The organism is Nonomuraea sp. NPDC049378 (assembly GCF_055586745.1).
Window position 1 is genome coordinate 218,610 of the sequence record NZ_JBVJHP010000012.1, and the last position, 15,010, is coordinate 233,619.

The 15,010-nt window shown below is 72.7% G+C and carries 11 protein-coding genes, 2 tRNA genes and 1 pseudogene; 6 read left to right on the top strand and 8 right to left on the bottom strand.

Going from position 1 to position 15,010, the window contains the following annotated elements; all coding sequences use genetic code 11:
• Window positions 1–52: 52 nt before the first annotated feature.
• From ACZ6SA_RS26360 to ACZ6SA_RS26375, 4 genes are read right to left on the bottom strand one after another with little or no spacing between them, the layout of a single operon-like run.
• Window positions 53–1,828 carry a serine/threonine-protein kinase gene (locus ACZ6SA_RS26360; RefSeq protein ID WP_465831045.1) on the bottom strand — a complete coding sequence of 592 codons (1,776 nt, stop codon included), beginning with the start codon at window positions 1,826–1,828 and terminating at the stop codon, window positions 53–55.
• 39 nt (window positions 1,829–1,867) lie between these two features.
• Window positions 1,868–2,710, bottom strand: a complete 843-nt coding sequence (locus ACZ6SA_RS26365; RefSeq protein ID WP_347643871.1) for an aminotransferase class IV — start codon at window positions 2,708–2,710, stop codon at window positions 1,868–1,870.
• A 1-nt stretch (window position 2,711) separates the two neighbouring features.
• The gene (locus tag ACZ6SA_RS26370; RefSeq protein ID WP_347643872.1) at window positions 2,712–3,722 is read right to left on the bottom strand and encodes a chorismate-binding protein; all 1,011 of its coding nucleotides are present in this window, start codon (window positions 3,720–3,722) and stop codon (window positions 2,712–2,714) included.
• Entirely contained in the window at window positions 3,689–4,606 is a 918-nt protein-coding gene (locus ACZ6SA_RS26375) for a LysR family transcriptional regulator (RefSeq protein WP_347643873.1), read from the bottom strand. The genes ACZ6SA_RS26370 and ACZ6SA_RS26375 overlap by 34 nt, the downstream gene beginning before the upstream one ends.
• A 57-nt stretch (window positions 4,607–4,663) precedes the next feature.
• Between ACZ6SA_RS26375 and ACZ6SA_RS26380 the strand changes: the two genes are divergently transcribed.
• Window positions 4,664–5,836, top strand: a complete 1,173-nt coding sequence (locus ACZ6SA_RS26380) for a Rid family hydrolase (RefSeq protein ID WP_465831048.1) — start codon at window positions 4,664–4,666, stop codon at window positions 5,834–5,836.
• Here the strand turns inward: ACZ6SA_RS26380 and hutH are convergent.
• The 3 genes from hutH to ACZ6SA_RS26395 are packed head-to-tail and all read right to left on the bottom strand — an operon-like array spanning window position 5,828 to window position 8,703.
• A complete protein-coding gene (gene hutH / locus ACZ6SA_RS26385) occupies window positions 5,828–7,378 on the bottom strand; it encodes a histidine ammonia-lyase (protein WP_465831050.1) in 1,551 nt (516 codons plus the stop codon). The two genes, ACZ6SA_RS26380 and hutH, sit on opposite strands and share 9 nt — an antisense overlap.
• Before the next feature lie 16 nt (window positions 7,379–7,394).
• On the bottom strand, window positions 7,395–8,102 hold the full coding sequence (locus tag ACZ6SA_RS26390) for an ArsR/SmtB family transcription factor (RefSeq protein WP_347643876.1): 708 nt from the start codon (window positions 8,100–8,102) through the stop codon (window positions 7,395–7,397).
• A gap of 49 nt (window positions 8,103–8,151) precedes the next feature.
• A complete protein-coding gene (locus tag ACZ6SA_RS26395) occupies window positions 8,152–8,703 on the bottom strand; it encodes a hemerythrin domain-containing protein (protein WP_347643877.1) in 552 nt (183 codons plus the stop codon).
• A 113-nt stretch (window positions 8,704–8,816) separates the two neighbouring features.
• On the opposite strand from ACZ6SA_RS26395, the gene ACZ6SA_RS26400 reads away from it, so the two are divergent.
• From ACZ6SA_RS26400 to ACZ6SA_RS26415, 4 genes are all read left to right on the top strand, one after another.
• Window positions 8,817–10,013 (top strand): hypothetical protein, encoded by a 1,197-nt coding sequence (locus tag ACZ6SA_RS26400; protein WP_465831053.1) that lies wholly within the window; start codon window positions 8,817–8,819, stop codon window positions 10,011–10,013.
• Window positions 10,014–10,042: 29 nt separating this feature from the next.
• Window positions 10,043–10,765 (top strand): SDR family NAD(P)-dependent oxidoreductase, encoded by a 723-nt coding sequence (locus tag ACZ6SA_RS26405; RefSeq protein WP_347643879.1) that lies wholly within the window; start codon window positions 10,043–10,045, stop codon window positions 10,763–10,765.
• Window positions 10,766–10,845: 80 nt separating this feature from the next.
• A tRNA-Gly gene (locus ACZ6SA_RS26410) sits at window positions 10,846–10,917 on the top strand.
• 66 nt (window positions 10,918–10,983) lie between these two features.
• Window positions 10,984–11,058, top strand: a tRNA-Val gene (locus tag ACZ6SA_RS26415).
• Between the two features lie 79 nt (window positions 11,059–11,137).
• Here the strand turns inward: ACZ6SA_RS26415 and ACZ6SA_RS26420 are convergent.
• Window positions 11,138–12,501: pseudogene (locus ACZ6SA_RS26420) on the bottom strand (serine hydrolase domain-containing protein).
• A 115-nt stretch (window positions 12,502–12,616) separates the two neighbouring features.
• On the opposite strand from ACZ6SA_RS26420, the gene ACZ6SA_RS26425 reads away from it, so the two are divergent.
• Window positions 12,617–14,989 carry an ATP-binding protein gene (locus tag ACZ6SA_RS26425; protein WP_465831055.1) on the top strand — a complete coding sequence of 791 codons (2,373 nt, stop codon included), beginning with the start codon at window positions 12,617–12,619 and terminating at the stop codon, window positions 14,987–14,989.
• Window positions 14,990–15,010: the final 21 nt, after the last annotated feature.

Below are 15,010 nucleotides of genomic sequence, written 5' to 3' on the forward strand. Positions count from 1 at the left end.
TCATCATCGCCGCAGGACGCGCCTGAGGCGATCCCGTGGCGCGTCCGGATCGCTAGCCGGGTGCGGCGATCTCCCCCTGCCGCCAGCCCCCGAACGTCGTGGAGTAGGTGGAGGCGAGCTCGGTGCCGCGCACCTCGGTCACCCAGGAGAGCACGAAGAGCCGGGGACGGTTCTGCCGGTCCAGTTCCAGCTGCCAGTTGATCCTGGTGCCTTTGAGCTCGCTCGTCTTCCAGGCGGCCATGCCCGCGAGCCGCTCCTGGATCGCGCCGGGCGCCTTCTCCGCGGGCAGGCTGCCGGAGTAGCGCAGGCCGGCCGCGTCCACCCGCTCCGTGCGCCCCACCAGGTCGAGGATGACGCCGATTCCCGACATGGTGACGACCATGTCGAGGTAGTCCTGGCCACGCGGCTCGCGCTCCCCTTGCGGTTTCCCGTCGACGAACAGCTCGGTGGAGCCCTCGGACAGCACCATGGTCACGTCCATCGCGGGCTCGCCGGCGGGGGTGACGGTCATGGCGTAGGCGCAGTTCTGCGGGCTGAAGCTCACCTCGGGATGGAACCGGATCCGGCCGTGCGCCTTCGCGGCGAACTCGCTCTGCGTCAGGGCGCCGTCGAAGGTCAGGTCCGCCATCGGCTTCACCGTGATCGCGCTCTGCATCGCGATCACGATGTCCTGCCCTTCCGGCCGCGGCGGGACGACCGTGCGCTCGGGTGGCGCGGTGGCGCTCGGCGAGCGGTCCTGCGCGGCCGGGGTCGCCGAGCCCGCGGGGGTGGTGGACGTCACGGAGCCGCTCGCGTCCGGGCTCCCCGCGGCATCGGGGCCGGCGACCCGCCCGCCGGATGCCGGGCCCCGGGCCGAGCGCCACCACAGCACGCCTCCCGACACGGCCCCCGCACCCGCGACCGCGCCCGCCCCGAGCAGCAGCGCCCGCCGCGACACCCGGCCTCGCCCTCCGCCCGCAGCCGCCCGCGCTCCCCTGCTGAGCTCCGCCTCGGCGGCCCGGTCGTCCGGGGTGCGGCTCTCCGGCGCGGGTGCGGCGCTCGCGCCGGGCGGGTCCGAGGGCTCGCCGAGAAGTTCCAGCAGGACCGTACGGGCGCCGGGCCGGGCGGAAGGGTCCTTGGCCAGGCAGCGCGCCACGATCCCGCGCAGCGGCTCGGGCAGCCCGCCGAGGGCGGGCTCGCCGTGCAGGATCCGGTACGCCACCGCCGCGAACGTGTCGCGCCCGAACGGCGGCTCACCCGTCGCCGCGAACGTCATGGTAGAGCCCCACGCGAACAGGTCGGCCGCGGGCCCGACGGTGTCACCGGACAGTTGCTCGGGCGACATGTACGGGGGCGTCCCCGAGGGCGAACCCGCCGTCGTGGTGGCGTCCACCAGCCGGGCGATGCCGAAGTCGATCACCCGTGGCCCGTCGGGGCCCAGCAGCACGTTGCCGGGTTTGAAGTCCCTGTGCACCACGCCGGCCCGGTGGATGGCGGCCAGGGCGGTGACGGTGCCGATGGCCAGCCGGGTCAGCGCGGCGCCACGCACCGGCCCGGCCGTCGCGAGGGCGGGGCCGTCGATGTACTCGGCGGCGACGTAGGGAGGATCGTGGTCGAGGTCGGCCACGATCACGCGCGCGGTGCAGAACTCGTCGACCATCCGCGCGGCGGCGAGCTCGCGGGCGAAGGCCCGGTCGATCCCGCCGGTCATCACCTTGACGGCCGCCTGGCCGGAGCCGGGCGACTCGCCCAGGTAGACGATGCCCTGCCCGCCCTGGCCGAGACGGCCCACGATGCGGAACTCTCCCACCGCCTCGGGATCTCCCGGGCGGAGCGGATCGACTGCCACGTATGCCTCACACGATCAGTTGTGAGGCATGACCTTAGCTCATGGGTCGAGGTCGGCGGCAGAGCGTTCTGCGAAGATCCGCATGGCCTTGGTGGTGATCGGACCGGGCGCGACGGGCAGCTCGGTGTCGTCGACCCGCCTGATCGGCTGCACGTCGCGGGTGGTGGAGGTGAGGAAGGCCTCCTCGGCTTCGTAGAGGGCCGTCAGCGGGATGTCGGCCTCTTCCGCTCCGCACCATTCGAGGACCAGCGCCCTGGTGACGCCCGCCAGGCAGCCGGACCCCAGGGTGGGGGTGAGCAGGCGGCCGTCGCGCACGACGAAGACGTTGGAGCCGGTGCCCTCGCACAGGTGGCCCGCGAGGTTGCCGAAGACGGCCTCGCCGCCGCCGCGCTGCTTGGCGTACAGCAGGGCCTTGGCGTTGTCGCCGTAGGACGTGCTCTTGACGCCGGCCAGGGCGCCGCGCTCGTTGCGCGGCCACGGGACGACGGTGACGTCGGCGGCGGCCGGGAACGGCTTCTGCTCGCCGACGATGACGACGGACGTGGTGCCCTGGTCGCCGCGGTCGGAGCCGAGCGGGCCGGGGCCGCTGGTGTAGGTGACGCGGATGCGGCCGAGCGGCCAGGCGGGCCCGTTGGCCGTCGCGGCGGCCAGGAGCTTGCCGATGCCGTCGGCGATGGCCTCGACGTCGGGCTCGGGCAGGTCCATGCGCTGTGCTGAGAGCCTGAGCCGGTCGAGGTGCCGGGTGAGCGCGAACGACTCGCCCTTGACGATCTTGATGGTCTCGAAGACGCCGTCGCCCACCATCAGCCCGTGGTCGAACACCGACACGGTGGCCTGAGCGGGGTCGATCAGCTCCCCGTTGACCCAGACAGGGATGTTCACTTCAGTCTCCTCCTGTGGATGCCAGTGCGATGAGCCTGGCTGCCTTGAGCTCGGTCTCGTGCCATTCGCGCCCGGGGTCGCTGCCCCAGGTGATGCCCGCGCCCGTGCCGAACCGGATCTCGCCGCCCGCGAGCCAGAACGTCCTGATGCCCACGGCCAGCGCCGCCGTGCGCCGGTCGGCGTCGACCCAGCCCACGGCCCCACAGTACGGGCCCCGGGGGGCTGGTTCGAGCTCATTGATGATGCGGACCGCCGACGACTTCGGCGCGCCCGTGACGGACCCCGGCGGGAACGTCGCGGCGAACAGCTCGGGCCATCCCGCACCCGGGGCCAGCCTGGCCCTGACGGTGGAGACGAGGTGGACGAGGCCGGGGTGCTCCTCGACCGCGCACAGCGCGGGCACCTCGACGGATCCGACGTCGGCGACCCTGCCGAGGTCGTTGCGGACGAGGTCGACGATCATGACGTTCTCGGCGTAGTCCTTCTCCAGCAGGTCGGCCGCGGTGACGCCGGTGCCCTTGATGGGCCGGGACTCCACGACGTCGCCGTCGCGCGACAGGTAGAGCTCGGGCGAGGCCGACACCACGCTCAGCCCGGGCACCTGGATCACCGCGGAGTGCGGCGCGGGGTTGCCGGACGCCAGGCGGGCGGCCAGCGCGAGCGGGTCGGCGTCGGGCGGGGCGGGCGCCGACAGGATCCGGCAGAGATTGGCCTGGTAGACCTCGCCCTGCTCGATGAAGGCGCGGATCGCCCGCACGCCGCTCTCGTAGGCGGCGCGGTCGAGCGAGCTGCGCCACTCGCCTCGGCGGGGCCCGTGCCAGGGGCGGGCCGGCGCGGGCAGGGGCGCCCGGCGCACCCGGTCGAACCGGGCGCACGTCACCTTGCCCTCGTAGTCGACGACGACGGCCCACCAGCCCTGGCCGTCGAGGGCGGCGAGGTCGGTGGTCACGTCGCGCAACTCCGTCGCGAGCACGCCGCCTAAGCAGGCGTATCCGTCGTGCACATCTGCCATTCTCCCAGCATCCCGGCCAGCTCGAGCGCGGCGGGCAGCGGGGTGCCGGGCAGGGCCGCGTACACCTTGCGTGCGGGCGCCGTGCCCCGCAGCGGCCGCAGCACCAGGTCGCGCGGCACGGCCCTGGCCGCCAGCTCGGGCACCAGCGTCACGCCCAGCCCGGCGGCGACGAAGCCGAACTTGCCCGACCATTCGGCCACCCGCAGCCCGGTGCGCGGCGTGAACCCGGCCGCCGCGCACGCCGTCACGAGGAGGGTGGGCTGCCCGCGCGGGGCCGCCTCGATCCAGCTCTCCCCGGCCAGGTCGCGCAGGTCGACGTCATGCTCGGCGGCCAGCCGGTGGTCTCCGGGCAGCGCGACGAGCAGCCGGTCGTCCAGCAGCGGCACCGTGCCGGCGACGCCGGCGGGCAGCCCGGAGGGGTAGTCGCTGATCACGGCCACGTCCAGCGTCCCGGCGTTCAGCCCGTCGACCAGCCGCGCGCTGAGCCCTTCTGTCAGCCGCAGGTCGACGCCCGGGTGCCGGTCGGCGAACCGCCTGAGCGTGGCGGGCACGAGGCCGACGTTGGCCGTGGCGAACGCGCCCACCCGCAGGACGCCGCCTCGCCCGGCGTGGATGGCGGTCAGTTCCTCGCCCGCCCGCTGGAGCCGGTCGAGCACGGCGACGGCGTGGCGGTGCAGCGCCTCGCCGGCGGGCGTCAGGCGTACGCCCCTGGCCAGGCGCTCGAAGAGCGGCCCTCCTGCGGCGCGTTCCAGCGCGGCGACGCGGCGGGAGACCGCGGACTGGGTGTAGCCGAACAGCTCGGCGGCGGCGGTGAACGAGCCGCTCCTCGCGACCTCGTCGAAGAGCCGCAGCGTGGCGGCGTCAAAGGCATTCGTGTCAAGCATGGCTGATATGCAATCTAGTCGGTGGTGGAATGCCTCGCTCCCCGCTTCACTGAGCGCATGATTGCTTTTCTCGGACAGGGGCGCATGGGAGCGCCGATGGCCCGGCGGCTCGTGGAGGCCGGGCACGAGGTACGGACGTGGCGGCGCGGCAACGGTGTCACGGCCGCCGCGGCGGTGGACGGCGCCGGCCTGGTCATCACGATGCTGAGCGACCCGGCCGCGGTGCGCGAGGTGGTGACCGCGGCCCTGCCGGGGCTGCGGCCCGGCACGACCCTGGTGGAGATGTCGACGATCGGCCCGGAGGCGGTGCGCGAGCTGCGCGCGCTGCTGCCGGCGGAGGTGGGACTGGTGGACGCGCCCGTGCTGGGCAGCGTGGGCCCCGCCGCGTCCGGGACCCTCACGGTGCTGGCCGGCGGCGACGTGGCAGGGTGCCGAGAGGTGCTGTCGGCGTTCGGGCGGGTCAGGGAGCTCGGCCCGCTGGGGACGGGCGCGGCCATGAAGATCGCCGTCATGAGCGCGCTCGTGCCCGTCCAGGTGCTGCTGGCCGAGACGTTCGCGTACGGCGGCGCGCACGGCGTGGACCGCGACGCGCTCGTCGACGTGCTGGCGGACACCCCGCTGGGCGTGGCGGCCGAGCGGCTGAGGGCTCCTTCCTGGGAGACCCGTTACTCCCTGGCCCACGCCGCCAAGGACCTGGAGCTGGCCGCGTGGCACGGGGCCTGGATGAGCGCCGCCGCCAGGACGCGGCTGCAGGATGCTCGGGCGGCCGGGCTCGGCGAGCGGGACGTCACCGCCATCGCGGAGCACGTCGCGGGCCCCGCGGCCGGATCCGGCGCGCGGCGGGCGGTGCCGCTCAACCTGGCGACCGTCCCGGCCACGAACGGCATGTACTCGCACGCCGTCCGCGCCGGCGACACGCTCTACGTCTCCGGCCAGGCCGCGTTCGACGAGCGGGGGAACATCGTCGGCGCGGGCTCCATGACGGCCCAGGCCGAGCACGTGTTCCAGGTCGTGGCCCGCATCCTCGCCGATCAGGGCGCGACGTTCGACGACGTCGTGTTCATCAGGACGTACCTGACGGACATGGACGACCGCGTGGCGTACGGGCGGGTGCGCAGGAAGTACATCACCGGTACGCCCCCGGCCAGCACGACCGTCGAGGTGTCGAAGCTGTTCATGCCGGGGTTGCTGCTGGAGGTGGACCTGATCGTCGCCCTGCCGTCACGCTAGGGGGCCGGTCACCGACTCGGCGGCGGCCACCACTCCCCCGTCGGCGACCAGGCGCACGGCGGAATCGATCTCCGGCGCGAGGAACCGGTCGGGGCCGGGGGCGGGGACGGTCTCGCGCAGCGCGCCGAGCACGGCCGCCGTCGCGGGCGCGGGCTCCAGCGGGGCGCGCAGGTCGATCGCGCGGGCGGCGGTGAGCACCTCGACGGCCAGCACGCGGGTCAGCCCGTCCACGGACCTGCGCAGCTTGCGCGCGGCCGACCAGCCCATGGAGACGTGATCCTCCTGCATGGCCGAGCTGGGGATGGAGTCGACGCTGGCCGGCACGGCCAGCCGCTTGAGCTCGGAGACGATGGCGGCCTGGGTGTACTGGGCGATCATGTGACCGGAGTCGACGCCGGGGTCGTCGGCCAGGAACGCGGGCAGCCCGTGGTTGCGGGCCACGTCGAGGAACCGGTCGGTACGCCGTTCGGACATGGAGGCCAGGTCGGCGGCCGCGACGGCCAGGAAGTCCAGCACGTAGGCGATCGGGGCGCCGTGGAAGTTGCCGTTGGACTCGACGCGGCCGTCGGCCAGGACGGCGGGGTTGTCGACGGCGCTGGCCAGCTCGCGCCCCGCCACGGTGGCGGCGTGCGCGATGGTGTCGCGGGCGGCGCCGGCGACCTGGGGTGCGCAGCGCAGGGAGTAGGCGTCCTGGACGCGGGTGCAGGCCTCCGGGTCGCGATGGCTCGCCATGATGCCGGAGTCATGCAAAATTTTCGTCATGTTGGCTGCGGACAGGGCCTGGCCCGGGTGCGGTCGCAACGCCTGCAACTCGGGCGCGAACACCCGGTCGGTGCCCAGCAGCGCCTCCACGCTCATCGCGGCGCTCACGTCGGCGGTCCTGACCAGCCTGGTGAGGTCGTCGATGGCCAGGATCAGCATGCCCAGCATGCCGTCGGTGCCGTTGATGAGCGCCAGGCCCTCCTTGGCGGCCAGCTCGACGGGGTCGATCCTGGCCTGCTTGAGCGCCTCGGCGGCCGGCAGCAGCGCGCCGGAGGCGTCACGCACGACGCCCTCGCCCGTCAGCGTGAGCGCGACGTGCGCCAGCGGCGCCAGGTCACCGGAGCAGCCGAGGCTGCCGTATTCGTGCACGACCGGCGTGATGCCCGCGCTGATGAGCGCGGCCAGGGTCTTCGCCGTGACCGGCCTGATGCCGGTGTGGCCGGTGGCCAGCGTGTGCAGGCGCAGCAGCATGAGCGCGCGCACGACCTCGGTCTCGACCTCGGGCCCGCTGCCGGCCGCGTGCGAGCGCACCAGGGAGCGCTGGAGCTGGGCACGCAGCGCCGGGTCGATGTGCCGCGTGGCCAGCGCCCCGAACCCCGTCGAGATGCCGTACGCGGGGGTCGGGCTCTCGGCGAGCTCGTCGACCCGCTGGCGGGCGGCGGCCATGGCGGCGACCGCGTCGTCGGTGAGGCGCACCGGGGCGCCGTGGCGGGCCACCTGGATGACGTCGCGGAAGGTCAGGGGCTCAGGGCCGACGTTCACGACTCCGTTGTCGCGCATGGTGTCTCTCTCGCTGCTAGGTAACCGGCGTACCCGATGTTAGCTCCTTACCAGCGAACAACGCCGACAGCCCCTCCCTGCCCTCCTCGGTGAGGACGACGGCCCTGGGCACGGCGCCCCGGCGGAACCAGCCACGCTCCAGCAGCACTCCCGTGATCGCCGCCCCGAGCGCACCGCCCAGATGCGCCCTGCGCTCGGTCCAGTCGAGACATTCAGGGGCGAAACGCCTCCTGGACCCGCGGGCGCCGGCCACGTCCACGCCGATCCCCGACAGCAGCCGCTCCCCCGCGTCCGTGAGGTCGTACGCGGCGTAGTAGCCGCCTTCCCGCAGCCGGTCCAGCAGGGCCACGCCCGCCCGCCCCGCCAGGTGGTCGTAGCAGGTGCGGGCCTCCTCCAGCAGGCGGGCCTGCCGGGACTGGCGCAGCGAGCGCACGGGCGGGCGCCCGCTGATCCTGGCCAGCGTCTCCAGCACCTCGGCCACCTCGTGCCCGGCCAGCCGGTAGTAGCGGTGGCGGCCCTGGCGCACGACGTCCACCAGCCCGCCGTCGAGCAGCCTGGCCAGGTGGGCGCTCGCGGTGGCGGCGCTCACCCCGGAGGTCCTGGCCAGTTCCCCCGCCGCAAGCGCGCGCCCGCCGAGCAGCGCCGTGAGCATGGCGGCCCTCGTCGGATCGGCGATGAGCGAGGCGACGGGCGCGACGTCGGCGTCACGTGCGACGAACTCCATGCCTGCGACGTTAGTACGACGACATTTCGCCCGTCGTCGAAAGGTGCCGTCAACGCCTGCCGAGAGCCTTGCCGATCATGTCCCGGGCCCGGTCCATCAACGCCAGGGGCGTCCCCACCAGCATGTTCCTGGCGACGGTCTCCGTGCCGGGGTGCGGGCGCACGGGCGCCAGGGCCTCCGCCGCCCGTACCGCCGCCGCCATGGCCCGCCGCTCGACCATGGAGGTGTGCGCCCGCAGCTTGACGAACTCGTACCGCTCCTCGCTGCGCGCGTGCGCGGTCACGGCCGTGCGCAGCTCGGCCAGCCGGTCCCAGAACTCCGGATGATCCACCCCGTCCTTGTGCAGCTCGACGAGGAGCCGCTTGGCGCGGTTCTCCTCCTGCAGCCGGTCGGCCACCACGCCCTGGCCGTTGTCGAGCTTCCTGCGCGCGTACGGGTGCACGATCTCCTCCTCGGCGGTCTCGTGCACGCACAACATGCGCGTCAGCCGGTCGAACGCCTCCTCGACCTTGTCCGGAGGCGCCTTCTCCACCTCGTCGAACAGGTCTCTGATGCGGCCGTGCTGGGCCGTCAGGAGATCGATGACATCGTGTTCACCCACGGGTGCGCCCCTACCCCCGCTCCCGTGCGGCCACGCGCCCCCTTACCGAACACGGGCGGTTCGGGGACCGAACGCGGAGGTTGCCAGGTCAGGCCACGGGTACGCGCTGCGGCATGGCCTTCGACCCACTGCAGGAGCGGGGCGTCCCGCTGGACGAGCAGGTGCGTGACTGGCGCGAGCTGGACGTCACGCCCATCGACGCCGACCGCTGCGATCCGTACACGCGGTGCCGGATCATCACGATGAACGGCATCGAGGTGGAGGCGATGATGTTCAGCCACCACCTCGCCCGCCACTGTCCCGACGTGGAGCTGAAACAGCAGCTGGCCCGCGTGCGTTACATCGAGGCGCAGCAGCAGAAGGCGGTCAACTGGCTGCTGCCCGGATCGGCCTCGGTGCTGGAGACGACGATCGCGTACGAGCAGGTGGCCGTCGACCTGACCGCGTGGGTGGCCCGGATGGAGCCGGACGCGTATCTGAGGCAGGCCTACGAGTTCGGCGTGCTGGAGGACTTCGACCACCTCTACCGCTACGCCAACCTCTACGAGATGATCGAGCACCGCAAGGCCGAGAAGATCGTCGACCAGCTCACCGAGGTGATGCCCGGGCGGCCGACCTACCTGCACCACCGCGACCCCGTCGACAACGTACGCGAGCCCTACGACCGGCGCAGGACCGAGCCGCTGTCGCGGCTGCACGCGCTGACCGTCATGTCGGCCGAGCAGCAGACCATGAACTTCTACATGAACGTCGGCCCGATGTACATGGAGCCCATCGCCCGGCAGCTCTACCAGGAGATCGGCCTCGTCGAGGAGGAACACGTCACCCACTACGAGTCGCTGGTCGACCCCGGCGAGAGCTGGTGGGAGATGCTGCTCAACCACGAGTACAACGAGTGCTACCTCTACTACTCCTTCATGGAGACCGAGTCCGACCCCAAGGTGAAGAACATCTGGGAGCTCCACCTCAACATGGAGCTGGAGCACCTGCGGCTGGCGGCCGAGCTGTTCAAGCGGCACGACGGCCGCGACCCCGACCAGGTGCTCGCGCCCGCGCTGCCGCCGCCGGTGACGTTCGAGCCGAACAAGCAGTACGTCCGCGATCTCCTCGCCACCCGGATCGACCACACCACCCTGGGCACCGGCTACGTGCGGGAGGCCCACGAACGCTTCCAGAAGATGCAGGAGGCGATCATGGGCGGCGAGAAGGCGCCTTCCGAGCGGGTCGTCGACGACAACCGTGCCATCACCGGCATGGAGTACCGCCTGGAGACCGAAGGGCCGCATCCCGCGGGCCTCCGGCTCAGGTGACGACGAGCCCGGCCACTAGAGTCGGGCCCATGTCAGTCGCCCTCGTCACCGGCGCGTCGCGCGGCCTCGGAGCCGTCATCGCGCGCAGGCTCGCCGCCGACGGCCTGGCCGTCGCCGTCAACTACCGCTCCAACGGCGCAGGCGCCCAGGAGGTCGTCTCCGCCGTACGGGAGGCGGGCGGCACCGCGGCGGCGTTCGCCGCCGACGTCACCGACGAGGCCGGGGTCACGGACCTGGTGGCCGCCGTCGCCGAACGGCTGGGCCCGGTGGACGTGCTGGTGGCCAACGCGACCGGCCCGCAGCCCTCCGTCGCCGTCGAGGACCTCACCTGGCAGTCGCAGCTCGACCAGCTGACGTTCTTCGTCAAGAGCCCCACCTTGCTCGTACGGGCGGTGCTGCCCGGGATGAAGGAACGCGGCGGCGGCCGCGTCATCCAGATCGGCTCCGACATCGTCGACCGCAAGCTGCCCGGCATGTCCGCCTACATCGCCGCCAAGAGCGCCCAGCACGCGATGACCCTGGCGTGGGCCCGCGAGCTCGGCCCGTACGGCGTCACGGTCAACATCGTCGCCCCCGGCTGGATCCCGGTCGAGCGGCACGCGGGCCTCGACGAGAGCGGCTACCGCGCCGAGGTGCCGCTGGGCCGGATGGGCACGCCCGGCGACGTGGCGGCGGCGGTGTCCTACCTCGCTTCCGACGGCGCCGCCTTCGTCACCGGGCAGTGCCTCACCGTCAACGGCGGCCACACCTGACCTGGGCGGATCTCCTCAGTTTGGGGACCAGGCCGGGATTCGCTAGAGTTCTCTCGTCGCCCGGCGCGAGCGGGGCACACGCGGAAGTGGCTCAGTGGTAGAGCATCACCTTGCCAAGGTGAGGGTCGCGGGTTCGAATCCCGTCTTCCGCTCGGAGCTTGTAGCTCGGTGGCGTGCTCGAGAGGTGGGGCGGTGACCTGCGTCTCCTCGCCACGCAAGGACGATTAGCTCAGCGGGAGAGCGCTTCCCTGACACGGAAGAGGTCACTGGTTCAATCCCAGTATCGTCCACCAGACATCATGGGGCGGCGTTGCGCCGTCCGCGCGTTACCGAGGCCTCGCCTGGGCAGGGCGTGCCGCCGCCAGGACGTTCTCACGCCTGCCGTCCGCAGAGGGCGGCGGTCGCGGCCTGCTGCAGGGCGGCGATCACCCGTTGGTAGTCCACACCGAAGAAGTCGCGGTGCGTGACCGACAGGGACACATGCCTCCGCCCGTCCTCGGAGTGCAGCGACTGGGTGGAGAAGCCCTGGATGCCGCCGTCCTTGCCCCACACCGTCATCCCGCACCGCAGGGTCAGCCGCATCAGGCCCAGACCGTCCCTGCCGCCGTCGGGGCTCCCGGTCGCGACGGTGGTCTTCATGGCCGCCAGTTGCTGAGGCGGGAGCAGCTCTCCACCGAGCAGGGCGGCGAAGAAGCGGTTGAGGTCACCGGTGGTCGAGATGATCTCACCGGCGGCTCCGGCCCAGGACGGGTTGAGGCGCGTGACGTCGGCGGATCGTACGCCCCCGCCGGGTTCGGCGACCTTGAGGTAGCCATGGGCGTGGGGTCCGGGGATCGCCGTCCGCGTGCCGGGGACGGACGTGTGCCTGAGCCGCAGCGGCCGGAGGACGCGCCGCTCGACCTCCTCCGCGTAGGTGTGCCCGGTGACCTTCTCGATGATGAGGCCGGCCAGGACATAGTTGGTGTTGGAGTAGTGCCAGCCGGTCCGGGCGGGAAATACGGCGGGCGGCCGGTGGCCATGCGTACGAGGCGCTCCGGCGTGTACGTGGCGAAGCGCACCTTGGTGAGAAATCGCTCGCCCTTCATGGGCAGCGCCTCGGTGTCCTCCAGGTATTCGCGCAGCCCGGAGGTGTGGTTGAGCAGCTGGCGGACGGTGATGTCGCGGCCGCCGGGCACCAGGCGGGGCAGGTGCCGTTCGATCGGGTCGTCCAGGCCGACGCGCCGCTCCGCCACGAGCTGGAGCAGGACGGTGGCGGTGAACGTCTTGGTGGTGCTGCCGATGCGGAAGCGGCCGCGCGCGGGCACGGGCCGCCGCCCGCCCAGCTCGGCGGTGCCGCTGACGCCGCGCCACCGCCCCCGCGCGTCGACCACCTCCGCCTGCGCGCCGACCGCCCCCGCCTCGACGATGGCGTCAAGTGAGCGCTGCAGATCAGCGCGCGTGCCCGTCGCGGCGCCGCTCTGCGCCGCCGGCACGAGTGCCAGGGCCAGCGCGGCCACGGGGACGAGGCGCCACACACGGCGCGTCCTGTACGTGCTCGATCTCATGGAAGACCCCCTGAACGTGTCACGTGTGGTGTCGTGGGTGAGCCGCATCGGGTGCGTCACGGACGCGGTGGCCCGGTCCGGAGAGCTCTCATCACGCCGCACCACGCTAGGAAAGGCGCCGCCGCGCCGCCTCCCCCGGCTGGGGGAGGGAGCGCCGCGCCCCTGGACGAGCCGGCGGGCGGCAACGGCCATCTCACCGTGCCGGACACAGCCTTTGAATCGGCCGGCACATAACGTGGTTATGTCTGGTCCTTATGGGGCAGCCTGATCCGCTGGCGCAACCCGTTTCGAGGCAATGGTGACTGTGGTGACGACCCTCAACAAGCGGCGCCCGGTGTCACGGCTGCCGGTCGAGGTGACGAGTTTCGTGGGGCGCCGGCACGAAGTGGCCGAGGTCCGGCGAGTCCTCGGCGCGGCCAGGGTGGTGACGCTGACGGGCGTCGGGGGCGTCGGCAAGTCCCGGCTGGCCCTGCGGGTCGCCGCGGAGGTCCGGCCGGCCTTCCGCGACGGTGTCTTCCTGGTCGAGCTGGCCGGGCTGGAGAGCCCGGCGCTCCTGCCCAGGGCGCTGATCAGCGCCCTGGAGATCCGGGACCAGTCCTCGCGCCCGCCGATGGACACGCTCATCGACCGGCTGCAGGACCATCAGATTCTCGTGGTCCTCGACAACTGCGAGCACCTCCTGGACGAATGCGCCCTGATCGCCCAGACGATGGTTCGCTCCATCGCCGGCCTGCGGATCCTCGCCACCAGCCGGCAGGCGCTGGGCATCGAGGGAGAGCAGGTGCTGGCCGTGCCGACGTTGTCGCTGCCCGAGCCGGACCTCCCGGGACCGCGCGGGGGCTCCTTCACCACCCACCCGGACGCGGTGCGGCTGTTCGCCGACCGCGCCACGGCCGTGCTGCCCGGCTTCGCCGTCACCGAGTCCAACCGTGAGGTCATCGAGCGGATCTGCCGCCACCTGGACGGCATCCCGCTCGGGATCGAGCTGGCGGCCGCGCGCCTGCGGTCGCTCTCCATCGAGCAGCTGATGGCCCGCCTGGACAACCGGTTCCAGCTGCTCACCGCGGGAAGGCGGGCGGTGCTGCCGCGGCAGCAGACGCTGCGGGCGCTGATCGACTGGAGCCACGGCCTGTGCACCGAGAAGGAACAGCTGCTGTGGGCCCGCGCCTCCGTGTTCGCCGGCGGTCTCGACCTGGAGGCGGCCGAGACGGTGTGCTCCGGCGACGGCATCGACCGCGACGAGGTCATCGATCTCGTGACGGGGCTGATCGACAAGTCGGTGCTGGTCCGCGACGACCGCTCCCCCGCGGCGCCGGCCGTCCGCTACCGGCTGCTGGAGACGATCAGGCAGTACGGCCGCGAGCGGCTCGTCGCCCTGGGCCAGGAGGCGGCGCTGCGTCGGCGGCACCGCGACTACTTCCGCGGCCTCGCGGCCGGATACCGCGCCAACGTCTTCGGGCCCTCGCTGGTGACCTGGTCCGCCAGGCTGCGAGCCCACCACGCCAACCTGCGCCGGGCTCTCGAGTACTGCTTCGCCGACCCCCAGGAGGCCCCGGCCGGCCTGGCCATGGCCGCCGACCTGTTCCACCAGTGGGCGGCCGGAGCCTACCTGGGCGAGGGTTGCGACTGGCTGGACCGAGGGCTGGCCGCGGCCGGCGAACAGGACGAGGTGTACGCCAGGGCCCTGTGGTCCCGCGCGTGGCTGTCCATCATCCAGGCCGACGTCGACTCCGCCGAGACGATGTTGCGCGAGGCCGGGGCGATCGGCGCGAGGCTCGGCGACGAGTCGGCGCAGGCGTACGCGACGCTCTGCTCCGGAATGATCAAGATGTACCGGGGCGACCCCGGGTCAGCCGTCACCTGCTACGAAAGGGCCGGGGCCCTGCACCGGGCGGTGGGCGACCTCATGGGGCTAGCGCTCTCCCTCGTCTGGACCTGCCTGGCCCGCTCCTTGCGGGGCGACTCGGCAGGCGCCCTCTCCGCGGGCGAGCAGTGCGTCGTCCTCTGCGACACCCACGGCGAACGCTGGGTCAGGTCCTACGCGCACTTGGCGCTCGGCGTGGAGACCTGCCGGCACGGCGACACCCGGCGGGCGGCGGCGTACGCGAAGGAGAGCCTGCGGTTCCAGCGGACCATCGACGACCTGCTGGGCGTCAGGTTCAACATGGAGGTGCTGGCGTGGATCGCCGCCACCGAGGGGCGGCACGAGCGGGCGGCCGTGCTGCTGGGCACGCTCAGGACCGTCCGCCGGATGATCGACGTCATGCCGCTCGAATACGTCTACGTCCTGCGCCACTACGACGACTCCGAGGCGCGCACCCGCGAGGCGCTCGACGAGGCGGACTTCGAGGAGGCCGTCAGGCGGGGGTCCCGGCTCTCCTACGACGAGGCGCTCGCGTACGTCCTGGAAGAACATCCGCCCCGGGAAGGCGCGCCCCGCGCCGGTGCGTCCCGGCCCGGCGCGTCCCAACCACACAGGGCCGCGTCGGCGCAGCCGCTGACGCGTCGCGAGATGGAGATCGCCCGCCTCGTGGCCCAGGGCATGAGCAACAAGGAGATCGCCGCCACCCTGGTGATCGCGCAGCGCACCGCCGAGGGGCACGTCGAGCACATCCTGACCAAGCTCGGGTTCACCTCCCGCACCCAGATCGCCATCTGGGTCACCGACCAGGAACGGTGATCCTCGGGCGCGCCTTCGCCC